Genomic DNA, 23,727 nt, shown 5'->3' on the forward strand with positions numbered 1-23,727 from the left:
GCGGAATAGAGAAGCGGCGCCCGCAGGCGCCGCTTAAACCATCAATCCTGAAAGTAGCTCTGCAGCGTCCGCACTTCGAGGCTTCCGGCCTTCAGCGCCTTGATCGCCCGAGCGGCGGCTTCCGCACCGGCCATGGTCGTATAATAGGGCACCTTCTGCATCAGCGTTGCGCGGCGCAGCGATTTTGAGTCCGAGATCGCCTTGGAGCTGTCCGTCGTGTTGATGACGAGGTGGACCTGACGGTTGCGGATGGCGTCCTCGATATGCGGACGGCCTTCCTGCACCTTGTTGATCTTGGTCGCGGTGATGCCCTTCTCAGCCAGGAAGCGCTGCGTGCCGCCCGTTGCCAGCACCTTGAAGCCGATATCTGCCAGGATGCGGATGGCGGGCAGCACGCCGTCCTTGTCCTCGTCGCGTACCGACACGAACACCGTGCCCTCGCGCGGCAGGTCGACACCGGCGCCGAGCTGCGCCTTGGCGAAGGCGAGCGCGAAATCCGTGTCGAGGCCGATGACTTCGCCGGTCGAGCGCATTTCCGGTCCGAGCAGGATGTCGACGCCGGGGAAACGCGCAAACGGGAAGACCGCTTCCTTGACGGCGATATGCTTGAGGTTGCGCGGGTCCGGCTTCTTGCCGTAGGCGGCGATCGCCTCATCGAGCTTTTCGCCGGCCATGATGCGGGCGGCGATCTTGGCGATCGGCGCGCCGATCGTCTTCGCCACGAACGGTACGGTGCGCGAGGCGCGCGGGTTGACTTCGAGAACGTAGATCGTGCCGTCTTTGATGGCGTATTGCACGTTCATCAGGCCGCCGACGTTGAGGGCCTTGGCCATCGCCTTGGTCTGGCGCTCCAGTTCGTCGACAATCTCGTCCGACAGCGTGTAGACCGGCAGCGAGCAGGCACTGTCGCCGGAGTGGATGCCGGCTTCCTCGATATGCTCCATGATGCCGGAGACGAAGACCGTCTCGCCGTCGCAGAGCGCATCGACGTCCACCTCGACCGCATTGTTCAGATAGCTGTCGAACAGAAGCGGGTTCTTGCCGAGCAGCGTGTTGATCTGGCCGGTCTTGTCGTTCGGATAGCGCTGCTTGATGTCTTCCGGCACCAGTCCCGGCACGGTGTCGAGCAGGTAGGTCTGCAGCATCGATTCCGAATGGATGATCTGCATGGCGCGGCCGCCGAGAACATAGGAGGGGCGCACGACCAGCGGGAAGCCGATCTCGGAGGCGACGAGGCGGGCCTGCTCGACCGAATAGGCGATGCCGTTGTTCGGCTGGTTGAGGTCGAGCTTCATCAAGAGCTTCTGGAAGCGGTCGCGGTCTTCGGCAAGGTCGATCATGTCAGGTGCGGTGCCGAGGATCGGGATGCCGTTCTTTTCCAGCGCTTCAGCGAGCTTCAGCGGCGTCTGGCCGCCGAACTGGACGATGACGCCGACCAGCGTGCCGTTTTCCTGCTCGGCGCGCATGATCTCGATCACGTCTTCGGCCGTCAGCGGCTCGAAATAGAGGCGGTCGGAGGTGTCGTAGTCGGTCGAGACGGTTTCCGGGTTGCAGTTGACCATGATCGCCTCATAGCCGGCGTCCTTCAGCGCGAAGGCGGCATGACAGCAGCAATAGTCGAACTCGATGCCCTGGCCGATGCGGTTCGGACCGCCGCCGAGGATAACCACCTTCTTCCGGTCGGAAATCTGGGCTTCGGAACGGGCCGCACCGTTGAAGGGCGTCTCGTAGGTCGAATACATGTAAGCCGTCGGCGAGGCGAATTCGGCAGCACAGGTGTCGATGCGCTTGTAGACCGGGCGCACGTTCAGCCGGTTGCGCAGTTCGGCGACTTCCTTCGGCCGCTTGGCCGACAGCGTCGCCAGCCGCGCGTCGGAGAAACCCATGGCCTTCAGCATGCGCAGGTTTTCCGCATCCTGCGGCAGGCCGTGTTCGCGCACACGCGCTTCCATGTCCACGATCGCTTTGAGCTGGGCGATGAACCACGGATCGATCTTCGAGCCGTCATGCACATCGGCCTCGCTCATGCCCATGCGCAGGGCCTGGGCAACCATCCGCAGGCGGTCCGGCGTCGGCGTACCGATCGCGGCGCGGATGGCGTTGTGGTTGTCGCCATTGTCCTTTTCGAGGCCGGGGATCTCGATTTCGTCGAGGCCGGTCAAGCCCGTTTCGAGGCCGCGCAGTGCCTTCTGCAGCGATTCGGCAAAGGTGCGGCCGATCGCCATGACCTCGCCGACCGACTTCATCGCCGTCGTCAGCGTCGTACCGGCGCCCGGGAATTTCTCGAAGGCAAAACGCGGGATCTTGGTGACGACATAGTCAATCGATGGTTCGAAGGACGCGGGTGTCGCTCCGCCTGTAATGTCGTTGTCGAGTTCGTCCAGCGTATAGCCGACGGCGAGCTTGGCGGCGACCTTGGCGATCGGGAAGCCGGTTGCCTTCGAGGCAAGCGCCGACGAGCGCGACACGCGCGGGTTCATCTCGATGACGACGAGGCGGCCATTCTCGGGATTGACGGCGAACTGCACGTTCGAGCCGCCGGTCTCGACGCCGATCTCGCGCAGCACCGCGATCGAGGCGTTGCGCATGATCTGGTATTCCTTGTCGGTGAGCGTCAGAGCCGGGGCGACGGTGATCGAATCGCCGGTGTGCACGCCCATCGGATCGATGTTCTCGATCGAGCAGATGATGATGCAGTTGTCCGCCGTGTCGCGGACCACTTCCATCTCGTATTCCTTCCAGCCGAGCACCGATTCCTCAATCAGCACTTCGGTCGTCGGCGAGGCATCGAGGCCCGAATTGACGATCTCGAAGAATTCCGAGCGGTTGTAGGCGATGCCGCCGCCGGTACCGCCCATGGTGAAGGAGGGGCGGATGATCGTCGGCAGGCCGATTTCGTCGAGCGCCTGCGCGGCCACCGCCATCGCATGGCTCATATAGCGCTGCTTGCGGTCGGTCTCGCCGAGGTTCCAGTGGTTTTCGAGTTCGTCCAGCGCCTTGTCGAGTTCGGCGCCCGTAAGCTGCGCCTTCACCTTGGCGCGTTCGGCCTCGTGAACCTTGCGATCGTGATCCTTGATCTCGGTGGCGTTGGCGAGCATCGACTTCGGCGTTTCGAGCCCGATGCGCTTCATCGCCTCGCGAAACAGCGCCCGGTCTTCCGCCATGTCGATCGCGGCGGGCTTGGCGCCGATCATCTCGACATTGTAGCGGTCGAGAACGCCCATTCTTTTGAGGGAAAGCGCGGTGTTCAGCGCCGTCTGGCCGCCCATGGTCGGAAGCAGGGCGTCCGGCCGTTCCTTGGCGATGATCTTGGCAACGACCTCCGGGGTGATCGGCTCGACATAGGTCGCGTCGGCCAGGTTCGGATCGGTCATGATCGTCGCCGGATTGGAGTTGACCAGGATGACCCGGTAGCCTTCTTCCTTCAGCGCCTTGCAGGCCTGGGTGCCGGAATAGTCGAATTCGCAAGCCTGGCCGATGACGATCGGACCCGCGCCGATGATGAGGATCGATTTGATGTCTTGGCGCTTTGGCATGGTCTCTATCCGCTTTTCGGCTGCGCGAAAAACCGGCCAGGGTGGGAGATCACCGGCCGGGGCGCGCATGCTTGGTCTTTTCAGGCTAGAAGCGGCTTATAGGGAAATGTGAGCGGGAGCGGAACCCCGAAAATGTGTCAATGGACAGGAAAAGTGTTCTCCTTGCGCTGCTCCGCTTCAGCTCGATAGTATCGACGATCAGGAGGAGGCTTACATGACCAACCCCTCGGCATCCATTTCGTTGCGCATCCCCACATTCGACGATGTCCGGATCGCGCAGACGCGCATTTCCGGTGCCGCGCACCGCACGCCTGTGCTGACGTCGCGAACGGCGGATGGGATAGCGAAGGCCACTCTGTTCTTTAAAGCGGAGAATATGCAGCGGGCCGGCGCCTTCAAATTCCGTGGCGCTTACAACGCCATCGCTGCCTTGGACGCATCTTCGCGGCAAAACGGCGTCGTTGCGTACTCGTCTGGCAATCACGCGCAGGCACTCGCCTACGCTGCAAAGCTCCAGGGTGTTTCAGCGGTAATCGTCATGCCGTGGGACGCGCCGGATATTAAAGTGGCGGCTACCAAGGGGTATGGCGCCGAGGTGATCTTTTATGACCGGTACACGGACGATCGCGAAGAAATAAGCCGTCGCCTTGCCGCCGGGCGGGGGGCGGCGCTCATTCCACCTTATGACCATCCGGATGTGATCGCCGGACAAGGCACGGCCGCGCTCGAACTGATCGAGGAGGTTGGAGAGATCGATATGCTCGTCGTGCCGCTGGGCGGCGGCGGCTTGCTTGCCGGCAGTGCGCTGAGTGCTGCCGCGCTATCGCCCGGTTGCGCTATTGTCGGCGTCGAGCCGGAAGCCGGCAATGACGGTCAGCAATCATTGCGCAAAGGTGAGATCGTCCATATTCCCGTGCCGAAATCCATCGCGGACGGTGCGATCGTCACCCACATCGGTGTCCGGAACTTTGCCATCCTGAAAGACACGGTTGATCAGATCGTGACGGTTACCGATGCGCAACTGGTCGACGCCATGCGGTTCTTCGCGGAGCGCATGAAGATCATTGTCGAGCCGACCGGCTGTCTGGCCGCGGCGGCCGTCATGCATGGGGCCATCGCCTGTGCCGGCAAGCGCGTCGGCATCCTGTTGAGCGGAGGCAATGTCGATTTGAAAACGTTCAACATGCTCCTGGGCAGCGGCTGAGCGTCGGCGTTTACGGGAGGTCTACGGCACGGGAGAGCCGGCCAGCTATCGAAATGCTCTGGCCGAACAACCGCGATTGCTCACGGGATCGTAAAGATATTGATCTGGTCGGTAATGCCGCGCAGCGCCACGTTGTGCGATGTCGGCTTCACTCCGCGCTGCGTCAGGAGGTGGAAGGCGCGGGGATCGTCAAGGACGGAACCCGTGGCGAAGATCTCGCGGGACGTGGCGAGATGCTGCACCCGTGAGGCAATGTTCACGGTCTGGCCAAAATAGTCCTGTCGCTCGTTGAGGCTTACCGCGATGCATGGTCCTTCGTGGATGCCGATTTTCAGAAGCAGGTCCTCGTTGCCGTGCTCTTCATTCAGCTTGCGCATCGCATCGCGCATCCGCATCGCCGCCGCAACCGCGCGGTCGGGGGTTGGAAAGGTAGCCATCACGGCGTCGCCGATCGTCTTCACGACGGCACCCGCCTCAGCGCTGACAATCTCGTTCAAGATGCTGAAATGCGTCTTCACCAGATCGAAGGCCGCGAGGTCGCCGACCCGCTCGTAGAGTTCGGTCGAGCCGCGCAGGTCGGTGAAGAGGAAGGTGAGGCTGGTGATCTTCAGCCGCTGGTCCACGTCGATCGTGTCGGTGCGGTAGATGTCGCGGAACGTCTGGTTGGTGAGCAGGCGCTTCGCTGTCAGAAACGGGCGGCGGCGGCCAAGCAGATCGTGCAGCGCATCGTTTGCCAGGCACACGGACGGCAGCGTGCGAACCTCGGTGTGATTTTCCACCATGATCCGCACGGGGCCGGGCCGCAGCTCCAGCGTCTCGCGGTGCTGGAAGCCGCGGTCGAAGACGAGCGAAAGGCTCGTTCGTTCCTTCGTCGGTTCGCCCTTCACGTCGAGGAATTGCGCTGCATGGGTCACCGGTTCGAAGACCATCACGAACCCCTCCGGCAACTGCAGCGAGATGACGGCCTTTTCCCCCGGCGGCAGTTCGAGCGCTTCGAGAACGAACTCGTCGACCTTTGCCTCGTAACCTTCCTCAGGCATGTCGATGCCCGAGCCCCAGTAGATCTGGCGGAAATACTCGAGCGGCGGCAGTTCGTGGGGATTATGGGCTTGGATGTGACGCACGCGCGGATTGACCGTGAAGGTCACTTCGACCATCTCGTCGAGCGTCGGCTCGTAACCGGCGGCACAGAGCGCACAGGTATATTCGTCATTCTGCACCGTCTTCAGCGAGGTATTGGCATCGAGCACGCCACCACATCCGGGACAAAGCACGTTCCACGACATCTCGAACAGGCCGAGCCGCGACGCATGCAGGAACGCCTTGATCGCCTGCTCCTCGTCGAGCCCCTCACTGGCGGCGAACGCCAGCGCGTTCACACGGCCGAGCTTGCGGTCCGGCGCGTCATGGACGAGCCGCTCGATGGCATCGACGATATCTGGCCTTGCCGATTGGCGCAGCGCTGCGAACAGGGGCTGGGCTTCACTCATCCGCACAGTCTACACCAAATCCGAAGTGCGGACAGCGTTTGCTTTCGGATTGTCGCGGCTATTTGACGACGCGGTGTTCCGACGTTGGGTAGATCGAACGCGCCCGATCTCAATCCTGTGCCGTCGTTAAGCAAGTGGAGTGCGCTCCAACGAAGGCCGGCCTCCCAGCGCAGGTTCGGAACGACTGTTCTGCTTTCACCGTGTGAGCGGCACAGAAATACAACCAGCGGAAACGGACGCCGCCAAAATTCAGCGCGCCTTCGCGGGCGGCGCGTATATTAAATTCATGTTTTACCTTATAATATCATCGTTGACCGAGCAGATTGAGCGGCGGGCTTGGTGCCATTTTGGGGGAGTTGAGAAATGTCAGGTAATTTCTGGGAGAAGATCCACGCCCTGTTCATCCGCGGTGCCCACGTGGTCTATTCTGGCGATACGGCTGCTCCCGGCGCGTGACAATCCTCGGTCATTCCGAGGCAGGGTTGCGCGGGGCCAAGCTCTGCTTCACCGTTCAATGAACACACCGTCCTGTTAGCTGGTCTTCTTCAAAGGAAAACGACGTGGCGTCCGACGAGCAAGCAACCGAGCCCGCAGCGGCTGAACCAACCGGCAATCCCCTGCGCAAGGTGGCGCTGATCATCGTCCTGGTGGCGGCCTTCCTGTTCGTCCTTTCGATTTTCATGGAACGACGGACGCCGTCGTCTTCCCAGGCCCTCGTTCAGGCTTATGTCGTCGGTATCGCGTCCGAAGTGGCGGGACGGGTCGTCGAGGTCAATGTGACCGACAATTCCCGCGTCGAGCCGGATCAGGTCCTGTTCCGCATCGATCCGAGCCGCTACCAGATCGCGGTTGCCGAAGCGGAAGCTGCCCTTGCCCAGGTTGGCCAGACGATCGGCGCTTCGACTGCGACCGTCGATGCCGTTCAGGCACAGCTTGTCGAGGCGAAAGCCAACCGCGACAATCTGGGCGATATCGCGGCGCGCGCTGATACGCTGTGGAAACGCGGCGTCTATGCAAAAGCGCAGTACGACGAAGCGAAATCCGAGTTCGATCAGGCCGAAGCATCGGTCAAGGCGGCCGAGGCGGAACTCGTCCGGGCTCAGGAAGAGCTGGGTCCGGCGGGCAAGGACAATCCGCAGCTCAGGGAGGCTCTGGCCGCGCTGGAGCGGGCTCAGCTCGATCTCTTGCGGACCACCGTCCGCGCGCCCTCTGCGGGCGTCGTCACCAACCTCCAGCTATCGATCGGCAAGGTCGTCAGCGTCGGACAGGCGGCGATGACGTTCATCGATATCGGGACGGTCTGGATCGCAGCGGCGTTCAAGGAAAACAGCCTCGAGAATGTGGCAGTCGACAACAGCGCGGAAGTCCTTTTCGATGCCTTGCCCGGGAAACTGTTCCCAGCCAAGGTCGAAAGCGTCGGCCTCGGTGTATCGCAGAGCAACACCGACCCGAACACCGGCCTTCCGACGATCCGGGAGGACAGTGGCTGGATCAGGGAGCCGCAGCTTTTCCCCGTCCGTCTGATCCTCGATGACCCTCGTCCCAAGGGCGTGCGCTACGGCTCGCAGGCGACTGTCGTCATCTATACCGGCGATAATCCCGTGACGAACGCCTGGGGATACTTCTGGATTCGCGTTCTCTCGGTCCTGACCTATGCCGGCTGACGGACGCCCCGAAACGGATCACGCCGAAGCGGTAGCCGAGCAGTGGCGCAAGGGCATGCGGGTTGCCCTTGCGGTCTCGTTCGGCTTCACGGCTTCGGTGGCGCTCGGGGCGATCATCCCGTTTCTCGGGCCGCTGTTTGCCGCCCAGTTCCTGCTGTCGAGTTCCAGGCCCATGCCGCTTGGCAAGACGGTGGGAATGGCCGTGCTGATCCTCGTGGCCGGCGCGTTCTTCATGGTCGTGACGGGCTTGTTCCAGGATCGGCCGTTCACCTTTCTCATGTTGCTCGGACTGATCTATTTCTGCTGCTTCCTGGCGCAGGCAAGCGGCAAGGGCGGGCCGGCCAGCTTCCTCGTGCTGGTGGTGGCAATCATCGTGCCACTGCTTCGCGTCCTCAACATCGAACTTGCGAGTTCCATCCTGTCCATCCTCGTCACCGGCGTCCTGACCGGCGCAGGCCTGACGTGGCTTGCGCATGCGATTGTGCCGGAAACAGCGGTTGAAACACCTCAACCGCAACAGGGGAGTGCGCAGGCGCATCCCTATCTGCGCGCCCTTGCCAATGCGGCGATCCTGCTCTCGACCGTTGCGATCTGCCTGGCCAGTGATGAGTTGGGTGCCGCCATGGTCATCCCGATCACCGTGACGTCGCTGCTCGGCCAGCTTGATATCGTTTCAAGCGGCCGCGCAGCACTTGGCCTCGTCATCGTCAACCTGTTCGGCGGCATCGTGGCATCCGTCGCCTATGCCGTTTTGAATGTCCGCCCCAACCTGTTGTTCATGTTCGTCATCGTGCTTGTCGTAGCACTCCTCATCGGCGGGCGCGCAGCCGCGCGGTCGCGCGACGCAAAGATATATGCCGGCGCGCTGACGACGTTCCTCATCCTGTTCGGCCTTGGCGTGTCGCCGCTGCCGGGAAGTGCCGCGGAATCCTTTGCGACACGCATTCTCTATGTCGCCGCCGCAATCCTCTACACGTTCGTTACGGCAGGCCTGCTCTGGACGCGAGCAGAGGGAAAGCTGAGCCGTGCCCGTTGAACAGGCCCGCAATCGTTGCTGGAGACCTGTGCTCGCCACCGCCGGATCGATTTTCCCTGACGCCTGCACCTTTATCGTTTTGATCTTGTACAAAACCGCGCCCGGCGCGTTATATGGTCGCCAACAAGGCTTGACGGCCGCTTAGCAGAGACTGGGAGATCGCATCATGGAATGGAAGGGCCGCCGCCAATCGGACAATGTCGAGGACGTTCGCGGATCGAGCCCCTCCCGTGGCGGCTTGGGCAGCAATCCCTTCGGCCGCGGCGGCGGCTTTCGCATCCCGACCGGCGGTGGCGGCCGCCGCGGCGGCGGCATGAGCATCGGCACGATCATCTTCCTCGTCGTCATCTATTTCGTCTTGAAGATGATGGGCATCGACCTGCTGCAGGTGATGGAAGGCGGTTCCGTCAGCCCCTCCGGCTACGAGCAGACGGACAGTTCGTCGACGCCGCGCGGCACGGCCGAAGAGGAAGAGACCAAGGCCTTCGTCTCGACGGTGCTGGCCGAGACCGAGGACACCTGGAACGGCATCTTCCAGGCAAGCGGCGAGACCTATCAGGAGCCGAAACTGGTGCTCTTCCGCGACGGCATCAATTCGGCCTGCGGCATGGCTTCGTCCGCCAGCGGCCCGTTCTATTGCCCGGGTGACCGGAAGGTCTATCTCGACATGGCCTTTTTCGACGAACTGGCGCAGCGCTTCGAAGCGTCGGGCGATTTCGCCGAGGCCTATGTGATCGCCCACGAGGTCGGCCACCACGTCCAGAACCTGCTCGGCATCCTGCCGAAGGTCAATGCGCAGCGCCAGCGCATGAGCGAGGTCGATTCCAACCAGACGTCGATCCGCGTCGAACTGCAGGCGGATTGCTTCGCCGGCATCTGGGGCAAGTACACGGAGCAGAAAGGCCTTCTGGAGCAGGGCGACCTCGAAGAGGCGCTGAACGCCGCCACCCAGATCGGCGACGACACGCTGCAGAAGCGCACCCAGGGGTACGTCGTTCCCGAAAGCTTCAACCACGGCACCTCGGCCCAGCGCTCCAAATGGTTCAAGCGCGGCTTCGACAGCGGCAAGCTTTCGGCTTGTGATACGTTCAACAGCGATATCTGAGCGGCGGTGACAGCGGGTCTTTAGCCGGTCCCCGGGCGGGAGGAGTTCCTGCGCTCAAAAAATTGTGTTCGCGCATTGCACCTGATCGCAAAACGAGCAGGCGCGACCTATATCTCCTTCTATTGAACGGCGCGCCATGCGGATTGCCGCTGAAGGAGAATAGACATGAGGAAATTTGTCGCACTTGTATTTACCGCGGGCGCACTGGCCCTGCCGGTCGCGCCTCCCGCCGGCGCGGAATCGCTCGGCACCATTCTTTTTGGCCGGCCCCTGGAGCCCGGATTGCTCGTGATCGTCATGCGGCCAAGCTATCATGGTGACGAAGATCGTATTCCCTCGATCTATCGCTATCCCTCTCCCGAAACCGTCGCCCGCGCGCAGAATGAAATCGCATCCAATCCTGTTCTCAGGGAGGCTCTGGAACGCCGGAATATCCAGCCGCAGAACGTCGTTGCCGTTCAGACCGCTGCGAGCGGCGGCAAGATCATTTATGCGCGCTGATCGTCAAACTCCGTTCCCGCCGGCCTATGGCAATCGTACTGTCGGCAGTGACGGATACGTCCTTGCGAAACTATCAGGAGGTTTCGCGCGTATCTGGCATTGAGCCGTTCGCTCGTCCATGAGGAAACAAGGAGAAAGAGAGTGAAAAACGCCCTGCTCGTGACGCTTTCCGCCGCACTCGCAATAACCGTCGCAAGCGCCGTCATGCCCGCCTACGCCCAGCGAGCCCCCGGCATCACGATCGTCATGATCCGCGACTATTACAGTCCTGACGATTTCCAGCAGGTATCGCCGATCTACCGGCATCCTTCGCCGCAGACCCTGGCGAAAGCGCAGGAGGAGATCAGGTCGAATCCGAATATCCGCGCCCTCCTGCAAAGGAGAGGCATTTCCTTTCGAAACGTCGTCGGCGTCCAGACCGCCCTCAACGGCGGCAAGGTCGTCTATGTGAGGTGACGCGTCCGCGTCGAAACAGCAGCAGGCTTCTCGCTGACAGCGCGGCGCCCGTCATTCACGGGGGCGGAATGGCAGATTTACGCCGCCAACCCTACGCCCGAATAGGGCGCGGGGCGTCGGGAGCAAGGCTGCTTACTTCTCGCTGTCCATATGCGCGAGCATGGCTTCCGGGTAACGCCCGCCCGCTGCCGCATCCTTCGGTACGGCGGCCTCGATCGCCGCAAGATCGGCGGCGGAGAGATGCACGGCCTGCGATCCCAGCGCTTCCTCCAGCCGCTCGACCTTCCGCGCCCCGATCAGCGGAACAATGTCGCTGCCCTGCGCCGCCACCCAGGCAATGGCGATCTGCGCGACCGACACGCCCTTTGCATCGGCGATCTTGCGCAATGCCTCGACGAGCGCCAGGTTCCTGTCGACATTCTCGCCCTGGAAGCGCGGGCTGTGGCCGCGAAAATCGCCAGCGCTCGAACCCTGACCCTTTTGCCAATGACCGCTGATCAGGCCGCGCGACAGCACGCCATAGGCGGTGATGCCGATGCCCAGTTTGCGGCAGACGGGCAGGATCTTGTCCTCGATGCCGCGCGAGATCAGCGAATATTCGATCTGCAGATCGGCGATCGGATGGACGGCCGCCGCTCGGCGGATGATCTCGGCGCCGACTTCCGAAAGGCCGATATGCCGGACATACCCGGCCTCAATCATCTCAGCGATGGCGCCGACCGTTTCCTCGATCGGCACGTTCGGGTCGAGCCGGGCAGGGCGGTAGATGTCGATGTAATCGACGCCGAGCCGCTGGAGCGTATAGGCGACAAAATTTTTCAGGGCCGCTGGCCGGTTGTCCATGCCGTTAAAGCCGCCGGCGACGTCGCGCAGGGCGCCGGTCTTGACGCTGATGATCACCTTGTCGCGGGAAACACCATTCAGCGCCTCGCCGATCAGCATCTCGTTGTGGCCCATGCCGTAAAAGTCGCCGGTATCGAGGAGGTTGATGCCGGCATCGAGCGCCGCATGGATGGTGGCGATGCTTGTCCCCCGGTCGGAAGGGCCATACATGCCGGACATGCCCATGCAGCCGAGGCCGAGGGGTGCGACGGAGGGGCCGGTCCTGCCGAGTTGAACATGTTTCATGTCACTTCTCCTGTTTCTGCCGCAGCGGCGGCGTCTTGCCTGGAAGCGGTTTTATCGCGATATGCTTTGTGCGATAATCGGTATCAACGCGCACAAGCTGTTTGGAAAATCGTACAATGACCGATTTGCCGCTCGCCGATCTCGATGCTTTTACCGCCGTCGCGCGCGAGCGCAACTTTCGCGCCGCCGCCCGCAAGCGCGGCGTGTCGGCCTCCTCGCTCAGCGAGGCGCTGCGCAGGCTGGAGGAACGGCTTGGCGTTCGCCTGCTTAACCGCACGACCCGTAGCGTCACTTTGACGGAGGCGGGCGAGCGGCTGATGGAACGCCTCTCTCCAGCGCTGGGAGAGGTTGCTTCCGCACTCGACCAGGTCAGCAGTTTTCGCGACAGCGCCACCGGCACGCTGCGCCTCAATGTGGCAACCGTCGTTGCCCGCGCCGTCCTGCCGGATATCGCCGCCGACTTTCTGAAAACCTATCCCGGCATCACGCTGGAGGTCAGCGGCGACGACAGCTTCATCGACGTCCTAGCCGCCGGTTTCGATGCGGGCGTGCGCTATGGCGAAAAACTGGAAAAGGACATGATCGCCGTGCCGATCGGTCCGCGCACGCAGCGCTTCATCACCGCCGCTACCCCCGCTTACCTCGCCGCGAACGGCGAACCTCGCCATCCCCGCGACGTGCTTGACCACCCGTGCATCCGCCACCGTTTCGCCAGCGGCTCGGCTCCCGCGTGGGAGTTCGAGCGGGGCGACGAGGTGATCCGCATCTCGCCGCCCGCCCGCATAACGACAAATACCCTCGAACTGCAGATCGCCGCCGCCATAGCCGGGCTTGGCATCATCGCCACCTTCGAGGAATTCCTGGCGCCTGCCATCGCCCGCGGCGAGCTCGTGCCGATCCTGGAGGACTGGACGCCGGACTTTCCCGGCCCCTATCTCTACTATGCCAGCCGCAAGCATATGCCGCCGCCGCTCAGGGCCTTCATCGATTTCCTCAAGAGCCGGCCGCGCGGCTGAGGCGCTCCGGCACCCTCATCAATGTTCCAGCATTACCCATCAAGAACATTGAAATGTTCACGTATTGTTTCCGTCGAAAAATTTCGATAGAGACGGTGTGCCAGTTTCTGTTCGCGTTCCGTATCCGATTGCCGCCGCCAGCCAGAAGAGGTTTGTTCGATGATCGATGCCAGATCTGCGCGGCGCGGCCTGTCCCTCGTCTTCCTCATTCTGTTCCTCGATATCATGGGCATCGCCATCATCGTGCCGGTGCTGCCCAGCTATCTGAAGGAACTGACGGGCGACACTATCAGCGAAGCGGCGGTCGATGGCGGCTGGCTGCTGCTCGTTTATTCCGGCATGCAATTCATCTTCGCGCCGCTCATTGGAAACCTGTCCGACCGTTTCGGCCGCCGGCCGATCCTGCTCGCCTCGGTGCTGACATTTGCGCTCGACAACCTGATCTGCGCGCTCGCCGTCAGCTACTGGATGCTGTTCGTCGGCCGAGTGCTGGCCGGCATCAGCGGCGCCAGCTTTTCCACTGCCGCCGCCTATATCGCCGATGTCAGCGACGACACCAACCGGGCGAAGAATTTCGGCCTGATCGGCATCGCCTTCGGCACGGGGTTTGCGCTCGGACCAGTGCTTGGCGGCCTGCTTGGCGAATTCGGGCCACGTATTCCCTTCTATGGCGCGGCGGCACTCTCTTTCGTCAATTTCGCCATAGCCTTTTTCCTGCTGCCGGAGACGCTGGAAAGCCACAACCGCCGCCGCTTCGAATGGAAGCGCGCCAACCCGCTCGGCGCCCTGAAACAGATGCGCAGCTATCCCGGCATCGGCTGGGTGCTGCTCGTCTTCTTCCTGTTCTGGCAGGCGCATGCGGTCTATCCCGCCGTCTGGTCCTTCGTCGCCTCCTATCGCTACAACTGGAGCGAAGGGCAGATCGGCCTGTCGCTCGGCATTTTCGGCATTTGCGGCGCGCTCGTCATGGCGTTCGTGCTGCCGAAAGCGATCCCGCTGCTCGGCGAATGGAAGACCGGTGCAGTCGGCCTGATCTTCACCGGGCTCGGCCTCGTCGGCTACGCGCTGGCGGTCGAGGGCTGGATGATCTATGCCGTCATCCTCACCACCTGCCTCGAAGCGCTCGCCGATCCACCGCTGCGCAGCATCGCGTCCGCCAGCGTGCCACCGTCGGCGCAGGGTGAACTGCAGGGCGCGCTATCCAGCATCTCGAGCTTCACCACCATTCTCGGCCCGCTGATCTTCGCGTACATCTTCAGTGTCTTCACCGCGCCGCAAGCGCCCGTGACCTTCGCCGGCGCTCCCCATGTCCTCGCGGCCGTCTTCGTCGCCGCAGCTGTTGCGATCTATCTTCTGAGGGTGCGACCGACAGCCGTCCCGGTGGATGGAACTCAAGAGGCAGCGCAATCGGCCTGACGCCGGTTCCGCCCTCGCAGCCCGAAAAACGATCAATTTTTGTGATGTTTAGATGAAAAAATAAGCACTTTGGTGTTTGTTGCTGGTGCTTTACCGGTGGTTGATCTATTTCGGTTTCATCCGTCATGCGGCCCATACCGGCTGCGACGAAGCCAAAGGCTCAAATCTCGTCATGCTGACTTCGACCCAAAACCAAACGGGCGTCCGCACCGATAATTCATGGTCTTCGCATTATCGCGCCAGCATCGTGCTCGGCGTGCCCTTCGTCGGCGCGCAGTTGGCGCAATTCGCAATCCACGCCACGGATGTTCTGATGGTCGGCAGGCTCGGGACGACCGAGCTTGCCGCGATGGTTCTTGCCGCGCAGACCTTCTTCACCGTCTTCATCTTCGGTTCCGGCTTTGCCAATGCCGTCATCCCGATGGTGGCGCAAGCGCAAGGGCGGGGCGACCGTATCGCTGTCCGCCGCGCCGTGCGCATGGGCATGTGGGCCGTGCTCGGCTACGGCGTGCTGACCACGCCGCTGTTGTGGCATGCGGAGGCGGTCCTCAGAGCAATGGGCCAGCAGCCCGCGGTGGCGGCTCTCGCGGGCAGTTATCTGCGGGTTGCTCTCTGGGGCATATTCCCGGCGCTGTTGTTTATGGTCTTGCGCGGATTCTTGAGCTCGCTCGAACGAGCCGGTATCATCCTTTATGTGACGATCGCCGTGCTGCTCGCCAATGCGTTGCTTTGCTACGTCTTCATCTATGGCCATTTCGGCGCACCGGCTCTCGGCATCGTCGGCGCGGCCATCTCGGCGCTGGCGGTCAATACGCTGAGCTTCGTGCTGCTCTACGCCTATATCCAACTGAAACCGGAAACTCATGCTTACGAGATCTTCGTGCGCTTCTGGCGGCCCGACTGGCCGGTGCTGAAGGAGGTCGTCAAGCTCGGCCTCCCCATCGCCGTTACCATCCTTGCCGAAGTCAGCCTGTTCACCGTCGCCTCGCTGCTGATGGGCATGATCGGCACCGTCGAGCTCGCCGCCCACGGCATCGCGCTGCAATTCGCCTCGATCGCCTTCATGGTGCCGCTCGGCCTGGCGCAGGTGGCGACGGTCAGGATCGGGCTCGCCCATGGCCGCCGCGACGCCGAGGGCATCAAGCGGGCGGCGATCGCCGTTCTGATGCTCGGCTGTGCCTTCGCCCTCATCGGCAGCGTCGTCTTTTCACTCTTTTCGCATGAGTTGGCCGCCCTCTATCTCGATACGCGGCGTCCGGACGCGGCGCAGGTGCTCGCCTATGCCGGGCCGCTGATCGTCATTGCCGGCGCCTTCCAGCTCGTCGACGGCGTGCAGGCGCTGGCGGCTGGCATGCTGCGCGGCCTGAAAGATACGACCGTGCCGATGATCCTGGCGCTGGTCTCCTATTGGGCGATCGGCTTCGTCGCGGCCTATGTGCTTGCCTTCCACGCCGGTTTCGGCGGCGTCGGCGTCTGGTACGGCTTCGTCCTCGGCCTTGCCGCCGCCAGCATTTCGCTCACCTGGCGCTTCTTCCGCTTCCTGTCGCAGGAAAGGAAGACCCTGGCCTTGCCGGCATAAGGCCGGCGAGCTGGAAGAGTATCAACGGTACGAATTTTTGTTCTTGATATGTTCCATTTCCTACCGTATCACTTGCTGATCGAACGGAGGGCAAAATGAGCGCCTATGCGACTGTCGGAACACTGGATCATGCGAAATCGACAAGCTTCTACGACGCGGCTTTGGCGACGATCGGCTGGGGCGTGCACGCGGACTATCCGGGCTGGCGCGGTTACTCGCTAGGCGGCACCGGGGAGGGCTTCATCCTCTGGGTCTGCGAACCCTTCAACAACGAACCAGCCGCACCCGGCAACGGCACGATGGTCGGCTTCATGGCGAAGTACCATGCCGAGGTCGCGGCCTTCCACGCGACGGCCCTGGCGAATGGCGGCACGGATGAGGGCGCTCCCGGTGCGCGTCCCCAATACGGCCCGAACTGGTACTCCGCCTATATGCGCGATCCGGCAGGCAACAAGCTCGCCGTGGTCTTCAACGGATAAACGGACAAAACCCCGGCGCATCCTTTGGGACGGGCCGGGGCTTTGTAATTTTCTGAAGGCTTTAAAATCTCAGCGCTCGGCCAGAACCGGCTCGCCCTTCTTCTCGCGCACCAGATTGATGAAGCGGCGGAAGAGGTAGTGGCTGTCCTGCGGACCGGGCGAGGCTTCCGGGTGGTGCTGCACGGAGAAGACCGGCTTGCCGGTGACGCGCAGGCCGCAATTGGTGCCGTCGAACAGCGAAACGTGAGTCTCCTCAACGCCTTCCGGCAGCGACTTGGAGTCGACTGCGAAGCCGTGGTTCATCGAGACGATCTCGACCTTGCCCGTCGTGTGGTCCTTGACCGGATGGTTGGCGCCGTGATGGCCCTGGTGCATCTTCTCGGTCTTGGCGCCGAGCGCCAGGCCCAGCATCTGGTGGCCGAGGCAGATGCCGAACAGCGGGATATCGCTCTTGATGAGGTCCTTGATCACTGGAACCGCATATTCGCCGGTCGCCGCCGGGTCGCCCGGGCCGTTCGACAGGAAAATGCCGTCCGGCTTCTGCGCAAGGACTTCCTCGGCGCTGGTTGTTGCCGGCATGACGGTGACCTTGCAGCCGAGCCCGGCGAACAGACGCAGGATGTTGCGCTTGACGCCGAAATCGAGCGCCACGACGTGATGCGTCGTCTCGGTTTCCGCGAGCGTGCTATAGCCCTCGTTCCAGACCCAGGGCTTCTCGCTCCAGCGCGACGACTGGCCGGAGGAGGCGACCTTGGCAAGATCGAGGCCTTCGAGACCGCTCCAGGCCTTCGCTTCCGCCTTCAGTTCATCGAGGTTGAAGACGCCGTTCGGATCATGGGCGATCACCGCGTTCGGCGCGCCGTTCTCGCGGATCCAGGCGGTCAGCGCCCGCGTATCAATGCCGCAGAGCCCGATGATGCCGCGTGCCTTCAGCCAGGCGTCGAGATGTTTTGCCGCGCGGTAGCTCGACGGGTCGGTGATGTCTGCCTTGAAGATGACGCCGACCGCGCCGTGGCGGGCCGCCGGCGTCAGGTCCTCGATGTCCTCGTCATTGGCGCCGATATTGCCGATATGCGGGAAGGTGAAGGTGACGATCTGGCCGAGATAGGAAGGGTCGGTCATGATCTCTTCGTAACCGGTCAGCGCCGTGTTGAAGACCACTTCGGCCTGCACCTTGCCGGTGGCGCCGATGCCCTTGCCTTCGATGACGGTGCCGTCGGCCAGAACGAGCAGGGCGGTTGGTTTTGCGGTGGTCCAGGGCGCGGTGCCGGTCATTGTCTTCATCCCGTTCAGGCGGCGCGTGGCAGACGTTCAACGGAACGCCGACCGGCCGTTTTGGTTCGCAGGCGGGCAGATACGGGCGATGGGCGCGCGCTGTCAGGCCTGGTCACGATGTTGGTGCAGGTGACGGTAAATAGCTGCCGCTTCAAACAAGGTCAATCTTGAAGACGGACGGATGTGGCTTTTCCTTCGGCTTTTACCGGAGATTCACGCAATTCGTTTGCTCCCTGCTGTTCGGCTGGTTTATGTAGCGCCATTCAACAGGAGTAAGGACAATGATGCGCGATCAACTCGCCGCCGCCCTCAAGGATGCGATGAAATCGAAGAATGCCGAGCGGCTTTCCACCATCCGCCTGGTTCAGGCCGAGATCAAGAGCCGTGACATCGCCAATCGCGGCACCGGCAAGGGCGACGCCAGCGACGACGAAATCCTGCAGATCCTGGCAAAGATGGTCAAGCAGCGCGAGGAATCGGCGAAGATCTACGAAGAGAACGCCCGTCCCGAACTCGCTGCCAAGGAACGCGCCGAGATCGTCGTCGTGCAGGAGTTCATGCCGAAGCAACTGTCGGAAGCCGAAGTGCGGGCCAATGTCGCCGCGGCGATCGCCGAAGCCGGTGCAGGCGGCCCGAAGGACATGGGCAAGGTCATGGCGGTGCTGAAGGAGCGTTATGCCGGCCAGATGGATTTTGCCAAGGCGTCGGCCGTCCTCAAGGAACTGCTGTCAGCTCTCTGACCGGCGGCACTGACGCGGTCTCCCGATGGAAGACCGCGTCGATGATCGCGAATTTCTCGGCCTGGTAGATCAGGTATTCCTCGACGAAGCCCTGCGACAGCCAGAGCGCATTCCTGCCGGAGATGTTCTCGAAGCCAAGGCTGCCCATCTCGGCCGCCTTGCTCATCAGCCGCTTCAGATGCGTCTTCGAAATCATGTAGCGCTGGCAGATTTCCGCCGATGAAATCGGGCCAACCAGGATTCGCGGCGCTTGCGGATCGAAATCTTCGATCATGGCGATGAAGCAATCCATCACCACGCCGCCGGAATTTGCCCAGGTGAACAGGTTGAAGGTCTCGCCGGGGTTGCGCACCTGCGGGCTTTCCAGAATCCCCTGCGCTATGGCGGGCTGAAGCCGGGCAAAAAGCGCCGGCTCGACAGCCAGAGCCGCAACTCTTGCGCCGCCGTCCAGATGGTCGAGGATGGCGAGATGGGCATAGAGCCACTTCACCACCGATTGCACGGCCACATCCGTCGGCTCCAGCGGCCGCATGCGGTTGTCGGGCGGGTTGTCGCTGTAGCGGGCGAAGCGATAGGCGAGCATTTCCTGGATGAAGGCGGCGGCGGTGTTGCGGCTGGCAATGCCGTGTTCCACCGCGGCCGCGACGAAACGTCCGGCATAAAGCCCCTTGGCGGGGTCGCTCGGATCGCGCCGGTAGTGCAGCGACAGTCCAAGCTGCGCCATCAGCCAGCGCTGATGTGAGGCAAAGATCGACATCAGCCGCGGATTTTCGTCGAACATCGCCGTCAGTTCGGTGGCGAGCCGGCGCATAGCCGCGAAAAATGCGCTGCTGGAAACAAGATCATGGGCTGCGAAAGTCATCAGGCGGGTTCCGGGGAGGAAAGTTGACAATTCATGTCTTGCCTGACGTCTTCTATCAACTTTTTATTCGCGCGGTCGGTCAGTCTTTCTGCCGGCGAGTTCGCGTGCCTAGCCGTTCTTGGGCTTCTTTTGCTCGGTCATGAAATGACGCAGCACCGCGTTCATCCGGGTCTGATAGCCCTTGCCGCTCTTCTTGAAGAAATCGAGGATGTCTTCGTCCAGCCGGATGGAGACAGCCTTCTTCGCGGTGGGATAGACGATTGCCGCCTGAGACCAGTCGATATCCATGAACTCCGCCCAGTCGGGGTCGTCCCGCATGGCGGCCTTGATATCCTCGTCTGTCAGCGCATCGACACGCGCCCAGTCCGTACGATCCTCGCCTTTGGCGATTTTTTCCCGGATTTCATCCAGCGAATATCTCACGATATTTTCTTTGCCCATGTTTGTTAGCCGCACGGGCAGATATGATCCGGCACGTTTCCTCCCGCATCGTATAGACGATTGCGATTAGAACTCCTGACAACGGGCAAATTGCCAATGTACGGACTTCTCCGTTCCGGTCCGACCGACTTTCGACGTGTGGTTCGTTGAGTGCGACCGCTGCCTTCAGAAAGTCGATACCGTGTTTCTCTATATTTCTCGTACGCTTATCGTCGTCCCAATCGACGATGAAAATCGCAAATCAGAACGATCCATGGATGTTCCCAAAGGTGTATTCCTTCAGGCACATCATGCGCCTTGCTGATCTTGTGTATATAAACGTATATACACTCCGGTCTCTCGTCAACCTGTGAATTGCGGGTATGATGCGCAGCCTTGCTGGCGTGGGCCGCGATTGCCGCCTATATGGAAGCCAGCCCAGAGGTATTCATGCGTTTTTCCAACTCCTTCCTCGACGAGATCCGCGACCGCGTCCCGATATCGGACGTGATCGGCAAGCGCGTCACCTGGGATCGCAAGAAGACCAACGCCTCGCGCGGTGATTACTGGGCCTGCTGCCCCTTCCACGGTGAAAAATCCCCGAGCTTCCACTGCGAGGACCGCAAGGGCCGCTACCATTGCTTCGGCTGCGGGGTATCGGGCGATCATTTCCGCTTCCTGACCGATCTCGACGGCATGGCTTTTCCCGAAGCCGTGCAGCAGATCGCCGACCTTGCCGGCATCGCCATGCCGCAGCCGGATGTCGAGGCCGAGAAGCGCGACCGCCAGCGCACCGGCCTGCAGGACGTCATGGAAATGGCGACGCAATTCTTTGAAGGTCAATTGCAGACCGCCAATGGTGCCAAGGCGCGGGCCTATCTGCGCGACCGTGGCCTGACCGGCCGCACGATCGAAACCTTCCGGCTGGGCTACGCGCCGGAAAGCCGCAATGCGCTCAAGGAATATCTGGCCGGAAAGGGTATCCCGAAGGACCAGATCGAGGCCTGCGGCCTCGTCGTGCACGGACCCGACATCCCGGTTTCCTACGATCGCTTCCGCGACCGCATCATGTTCCCGATCCTGTCGTCGCGGGAAAAGGTCATCGCCTTTGGCGGCCGGGCCATGTCGCCGGATGCGCCGGCCAAGTATCTCAATTCCAACGAGACCGAGCTCTTCCACAAGGGCAACGTGCTCTACAATTTCGCCCGCGCGCGTAGGGCGATGTCTGGAGCCGACGGCGCGGGGACGATCATAGCCGTTGAAGGCTATATGGACGTGATCGCGCTGCATCAGGCCGGCATCGAGAATGCCGTAGCACCACTCGGCACTGCGCTCACAGAAAACCAGATGGCTCTGCTCTGGAAGCTGACGCAGCAGCCCGTCCTTTGCTTTGACGGCGACGGTGCCGGCATCCGCGCCGCCAACCGGGCGGTCGATCTGGCGCTGCCGCATCTGAAGCCCGGTTTTTCCGTGCGCTTCGCCATGCTGCCGGATGGCAAGGACCCCGACGATCTCGTCCGCCACGAGGGCCGCGCGCCCTTCGACAAGGTGCTCGCCTCGGCGCGGTCGCTGTCGGAGATGGTCTGGCTGCGCGAGGCACAGGCCGGAAACTTCGATACGCCGGAGCAGCGGGCGCAGCTGGAAGCGACGCTGAAGCAGGTGGTCTCCGTCATCGCCGACGAAAACGTCCGCCGCCACTACGGCCAGGATGTCCGCGACCGGCTCAATCAGTTCTTCCAAGGCGCCTCACGCCAGCAGAACGGCCAGCGCGGTTTCGATCGCAACCAGCGCCAGGGTGGCGGACGCAATGGCGGCCAAGGGCAGGGGCGTGGCGCGCCGCAGGGGTCTCGCACCTCCGAGCGCAGCGGCATCTCCGACCGGCTCGCCCGCTCGTCGCTCGTCAGCGGCCATCAGGCCCTGCCGCCGCTCAGAGAGAGCGTGCTGGCGCTCACCATCGTCAACCACCCGCAACTGCTGTTCGAGGAATATGACGAGATTTCCGCGATCGACTACGACAACCGCGATCTGCAGCGCTTCTGGTCGTCCGTGCTCAATGCCGCCGCTGCCAGGGGGCCGCGTTTATCGCGTGAAAACCTCGTCGAGCAGTTGGAGGCCGAAGGTTTTGGCGACATCCTGAAGTCGCTCGACCAGCAGATCCGCTTCGCCCGCCTCTGGACCGCAACGACGGCTGCAGCCCCCGAGGATGCGCGGGAAGGCTATATCCAGGCGCTGTCCCTGCACAAGCGCACCAAGGCGCTGCTCTGGCAGCGCCGCGAACTCGAAAGCGAACTCGCCTACGCCACCGAAGAAGGCGACGACGACGCTGTCAGCCAGATCCTGCGCAACCTGCAGGAGGTCCAGCTGGAGGTGACCCGGCTGGAAAACCAGGAAGCCATCATCGACGGCTTCGGCGTGTTGTCGGGACGGGTGAAGGGGCCGGCGGGGAAGTAGGCGGCAAAGAGCTGCAATGCTCAGGCGGGAGAAATGATGCTCATTGTTCTGGGCGGGCTGCCTGGTACTGGCAAGACCACGATCGCGCGCTTGCTGGCGCAAAGATTGAACGCGGTCCATCTGCGTGTCGATACGATCGAGCAAGCTTTGCGTTCCTCCGGCATGCTCAAAGCGGATGTCGGGCCGGCCGGATATATCGTCGCCTATCGCCTCGCCGAGGACAATCTGCGTCTCGGCCGAACCGTCGTCGCCGACTGTGTCAATCCGCTGGCCGTCACGCGGGACGCCTGGCTTTCGGTGGGACAATCGCATTCGACCAATATCATGGAAGTCGAAGTCATCTGCTCCGACACGACGGAACATCGCCGCCGTGTGGAAGCGCGGACAGCCGATATCGAGGGCCTGCAACAGCCCTCGTGGCAAGATGTGGTGGACCGTCACTACGAAAGCTGGAGCCGATCGCCGATAAGGATCGATACGGCGATCAGCAGCGCGGAGCAGGCGGTGGATGACCTTGTCGATTTGCTGGCCGGCCGAGGATTGCGCGCCTGAATGCGTGCCCGCCGTCTTTGGTAAAACCCACCACCCCCTTGCCACCATGCGTGACAATTGCAAAAGTCCCAGCAACAACCGGCGATGATTATTGGCCGGCCCGGAGGAGGCAATCATGACTGAAATCACTTTGCTGGCTTTTGCACTCGTCTCGTTCATCGGCATCGCCACGCCCGGCCCGACGGTGCTTCTGGCGCTGACCAACGGTTCGCGCTTCGGCGTCCGTCGCGCCCTCGTCGGCATGATCGGCGCTGTCCTGTCCGATTTCGTCCTGATCGGTGCCGTCGCCGTCGGCCTTGGGGCGCTGCTGGCCGCCTCCGAATTCTGGTTCTCCGTCGTCAAATGGATCGGTGCCGGTTATCTCGCCTTCCTCGGCATCATGCTTTTGCGCTCGAAGGGCTCGTTGAATGAGACACTGCACGGCACGGCGGAGAACGGCTCCGGAACGCCGCGCTCGATCTTCCTGAAAAGTTTCCTGGTCGCCGTCACCAATCCCAAAGGTTACCTGTTCTTCTCGGCCTTCCTGCCGCAGTTCATCGCCCCATCCGAACCGCAGGTCCCGCAATATGCCGTTCTCGCCCTCGTTTTCGCGGCGATCGATTTTCTCGTCATGTTCGGCTATGCGGCGCTCGGCTCGCAGGCCGTGCGCGTGCTGAAGACGTCCGGCGCGCTCTGGCTCGACCGCATCTGCGGCGGCGCCCTCCTGGCGCTCGCAGGTTCGCTCGCCTTCTACCGTCGCGCAACCGCCTGACGGCCCTATCTGCAAATAGCCGGGGCACAGGGTCGCGGCGAGCACTGGAACTGTGCCATACTCCCG

21 protein-coding genes are annotated in these 23,727 nt (G+C 62.4%); 14 read left to right on the forward strand and 7 right to left on the reverse strand.

The features are described from left to right. Nucleotides 1-41: 41 nt before the first annotated feature. Nucleotides 42-3,536 carry a carbamoyl-phosphate synthase large subunit gene (carB, locus tag ACSQ3F_RS13050; RefSeq protein ID WP_436100601.1) on the reverse strand — a complete coding sequence of 1,165 codons (3,495 nt, stop codon included), beginning with the start codon at nt 3,534-3,536 and terminating at the stop codon, nt 42-44. A gap of 214 nt (nt 3,537-3,750) precedes the next feature. Between carB and ACSQ3F_RS13055 the strand changes: the two genes are divergently transcribed. Continuing rightward, a complete protein-coding gene (locus tag ACSQ3F_RS13055; RefSeq protein WP_436100602.1) occupies nt 3,751-4,740 on the forward strand; it encodes a threo-3-hydroxy-L-aspartate ammonia-lyase in 990 nt (329 codons plus the stop codon). Nucleotides 4,741-4,820: 80 nt separating this feature from the next. Here the strand turns inward: ACSQ3F_RS13055 and ACSQ3F_RS13060 are convergent, their stop codons facing one another. After that, nucleotides 4,821-6,230, reverse strand: coding sequence for an adenylate/guanylate cyclase domain-containing protein (locus ACSQ3F_RS13060; protein WP_436100603.1), 1,410 nt, complete (start codon nt 6,228-6,230; stop codon nt 4,821-4,823). 560 nt (nt 6,231-6,790) lie between these two features. Between ACSQ3F_RS13060 and ACSQ3F_RS13065 the strand changes: the two genes are divergently transcribed. The 5 genes from ACSQ3F_RS13065 to ACSQ3F_RS13085 all read left to right on the forward strand — a co-directional run bounded on the left by ACSQ3F_RS13065 (nt 6,791) and on the right by ACSQ3F_RS13085 (nt 10,992). Beyond that, nucleotides 6,791-7,894: an HlyD family secretion protein gene (locus ACSQ3F_RS13065; RefSeq protein ID WP_436100604.1), complete on the forward strand. Its 1,104-nt coding sequence runs from the start codon at nt 6,791-6,793 to the stop codon at nt 7,892-7,894. Beyond that, the gene (locus ACSQ3F_RS13070) at nt 7,884-8,930 is read left to right on the forward strand and encodes a DUF2955 domain-containing protein (protein WP_436100605.1); all 1,047 of its coding nucleotides are present in this window, start codon (nt 7,884-7,886) and stop codon (nt 8,928-8,930) included. The genes ACSQ3F_RS13065 and ACSQ3F_RS13070 overlap by 11 nt, the downstream gene beginning before the upstream one ends. Before the next feature lie 166 nt (nt 8,931-9,096). Further along, nucleotides 9,097-10,035 carry a KPN_02809 family neutral zinc metallopeptidase gene (gene ypfJ / locus ACSQ3F_RS13075; RefSeq protein ID WP_436100606.1) on the forward strand — a complete coding sequence of 313 codons (939 nt, stop codon included), beginning with the start codon at nt 9,097-9,099 and terminating at the stop codon, nt 10,033-10,035. Nucleotides 10,036-10,200: 165 nt separating this feature from the next. Continuing rightward, nucleotides 10,201-10,536 (forward strand): hypothetical protein, encoded by a 336-nt coding sequence (locus tag ACSQ3F_RS13080; protein ID WP_436100607.1) that lies wholly within the window; start codon nt 10,201-10,203, stop codon nt 10,534-10,536. Between the two features lie 141 nt (nt 10,537-10,677). Beyond that, nucleotides 10,678-10,992: a hypothetical protein gene (locus ACSQ3F_RS13085; RefSeq protein WP_436100608.1), complete on the forward strand. Its 315-nt coding sequence runs from the start codon at nt 10,678-10,680 to the stop codon at nt 10,990-10,992. Between the two features lie 132 nt (nt 10,993-11,124). Here ACSQ3F_RS13085 and ACSQ3F_RS13090 read toward each other — a convergent pair whose 3' ends face one another. Continuing rightward, nucleotides 11,125-12,120 carry an aldo/keto reductase gene (locus ACSQ3F_RS13090; RefSeq protein ID WP_436100609.1) on the reverse strand — a complete coding sequence of 332 codons (996 nt, stop codon included), beginning with the start codon at nt 12,118-12,120 and terminating at the stop codon, nt 11,125-11,127. Nucleotides 12,121-12,236: 116 nt separating this feature from the next. Here ACSQ3F_RS13090 and ACSQ3F_RS13095 point away from each other — a divergent pair, with 116 nt between their 5' ends. The 4 genes from ACSQ3F_RS13095 (at nt 12,237) to ACSQ3F_RS13110 (ending at nt 16,610) form a co-directional block, all read left to right on the forward strand. Further along, on the forward strand, nt 12,237-13,136 hold the full coding sequence (locus ACSQ3F_RS13095) for a LysR family transcriptional regulator (protein WP_436100610.1): 900 nt from the start codon (nt 12,237-12,239) through the stop codon (nt 13,134-13,136). A gap of 159 nt (nt 13,137-13,295) precedes the next feature. Continuing rightward, nucleotides 13,296-14,552, forward strand: a complete 1,257-nt coding sequence (locus ACSQ3F_RS13100) for a TCR/Tet family MFS transporter (RefSeq protein WP_436100611.1) — start codon at nt 13,296-13,298, stop codon at nt 14,550-14,552. A gap of 172 nt (nt 14,553-14,724) precedes the next feature. Continuing rightward, complete coding sequence (locus ACSQ3F_RS13105) at nt 14,725-16,131, forward strand: MATE family efflux transporter (protein ID WP_436102141.1); 1,407 nt, start codon at nt 14,725-14,727, stop codon at nt 16,129-16,131. Nucleotides 16,132-16,226: 95 nt separating this feature from the next. Next, nucleotides 16,227-16,610 (forward strand): VOC family protein, encoded by a 384-nt coding sequence (locus ACSQ3F_RS13110; protein WP_436100612.1) that lies wholly within the window; start codon nt 16,227-16,229, stop codon nt 16,608-16,610. Nucleotides 16,611-16,679: 69 nt separating this feature from the next. Here the strand turns inward: ACSQ3F_RS13110 and carA are convergent, their stop codons facing one another. Further along, nucleotides 16,680-17,885 (reverse strand): glutamine-hydrolyzing carbamoyl-phosphate synthase small subunit, encoded by a 1,206-nt coding sequence (carA, locus tag ACSQ3F_RS13115; RefSeq protein WP_436100613.1) that lies wholly within the window; start codon nt 17,883-17,885, stop codon nt 16,680-16,682. A gap of 281 nt (nt 17,886-18,166) precedes the next feature. Here carA and ACSQ3F_RS13120 point away from each other — a divergent pair, with 281 nt between their 5' ends. Then, entirely contained in the window at nt 18,167-18,625 is a 459-nt protein-coding gene (locus ACSQ3F_RS13120) for a GatB/YqeY domain-containing protein (protein WP_436100614.1), read from the forward strand. Here ACSQ3F_RS13120 and ACSQ3F_RS13125 read toward each other — a convergent pair. The 3 genes from ACSQ3F_RS13125 to ACSQ3F_RS13135 form a co-directional block, all read right to left on the reverse strand. After that, nucleotides 18,600-19,487, reverse strand: coding sequence for a hypothetical protein (locus tag ACSQ3F_RS13125; protein WP_436100615.1), 888 nt, complete (start codon nt 19,485-19,487; stop codon nt 18,600-18,602). The two genes, ACSQ3F_RS13120 and ACSQ3F_RS13125, sit on opposite strands and share 26 nt — an antisense overlap. A gap of 108 nt (nt 19,488-19,595) precedes the next feature. Continuing rightward, nucleotides 19,596-19,910 carry a BrnA antitoxin family protein gene (locus tag ACSQ3F_RS13130; RefSeq protein WP_436100616.1) on the reverse strand — a complete coding sequence of 105 codons (315 nt, stop codon included), beginning with the start codon at nt 19,908-19,910 and terminating at the stop codon, nt 19,596-19,598. Beyond that, on the reverse strand, nt 19,891-20,163 hold the full coding sequence (locus ACSQ3F_RS13135; RefSeq protein WP_436102142.1) for a BrnT family toxin: 273 nt from the start codon (nt 20,161-20,163) through the stop codon (nt 19,891-19,893). The genes ACSQ3F_RS13130 and ACSQ3F_RS13135 overlap by 20 nt, the downstream gene beginning before the upstream one ends. A 194-nt stretch (nt 20,164-20,357) precedes the next feature. Here ACSQ3F_RS13135 and dnaG point away from each other — a divergent pair, with 194 nt between their 5' ends. The 3 genes from dnaG (at nt 20,358) to ACSQ3F_RS13150 (ending at nt 23,661) form a co-directional block, all read left to right on the forward strand. Further along, entirely contained in the window at nt 20,358-22,358 is a 2,001-nt protein-coding gene (gene dnaG / locus ACSQ3F_RS13140) for a DNA primase (RefSeq protein ID WP_436100617.1), read from the forward strand. Between the two features lie 33 nt (nt 22,359-22,391). Then, nucleotides 22,392-22,910 (forward strand): AAA family ATPase, encoded by a 519-nt coding sequence (locus ACSQ3F_RS13145; protein ID WP_436100618.1) that lies wholly within the window; start codon nt 22,392-22,394, stop codon nt 22,908-22,910. Nucleotides 22,911-23,025: 115 nt separating this feature from the next. Continuing rightward, complete coding sequence (locus ACSQ3F_RS13150; RefSeq protein WP_436100619.1) at nt 23,026-23,661, forward strand: LysE family translocator; 636 nt, start codon at nt 23,026-23,028, stop codon at nt 23,659-23,661. Nucleotides 23,662-23,727: the final 66 nt, after the last annotated feature.

Source organism: Pararhizobium sp. LjRoot238 (genome assembly GCF_964252955.1).
In the GTDB taxonomy this organism is placed as follows: Bacteria; Pseudomonadota; Alphaproteobacteria; order Rhizobiales; family Rhizobiaceae; genus Pararhizobium.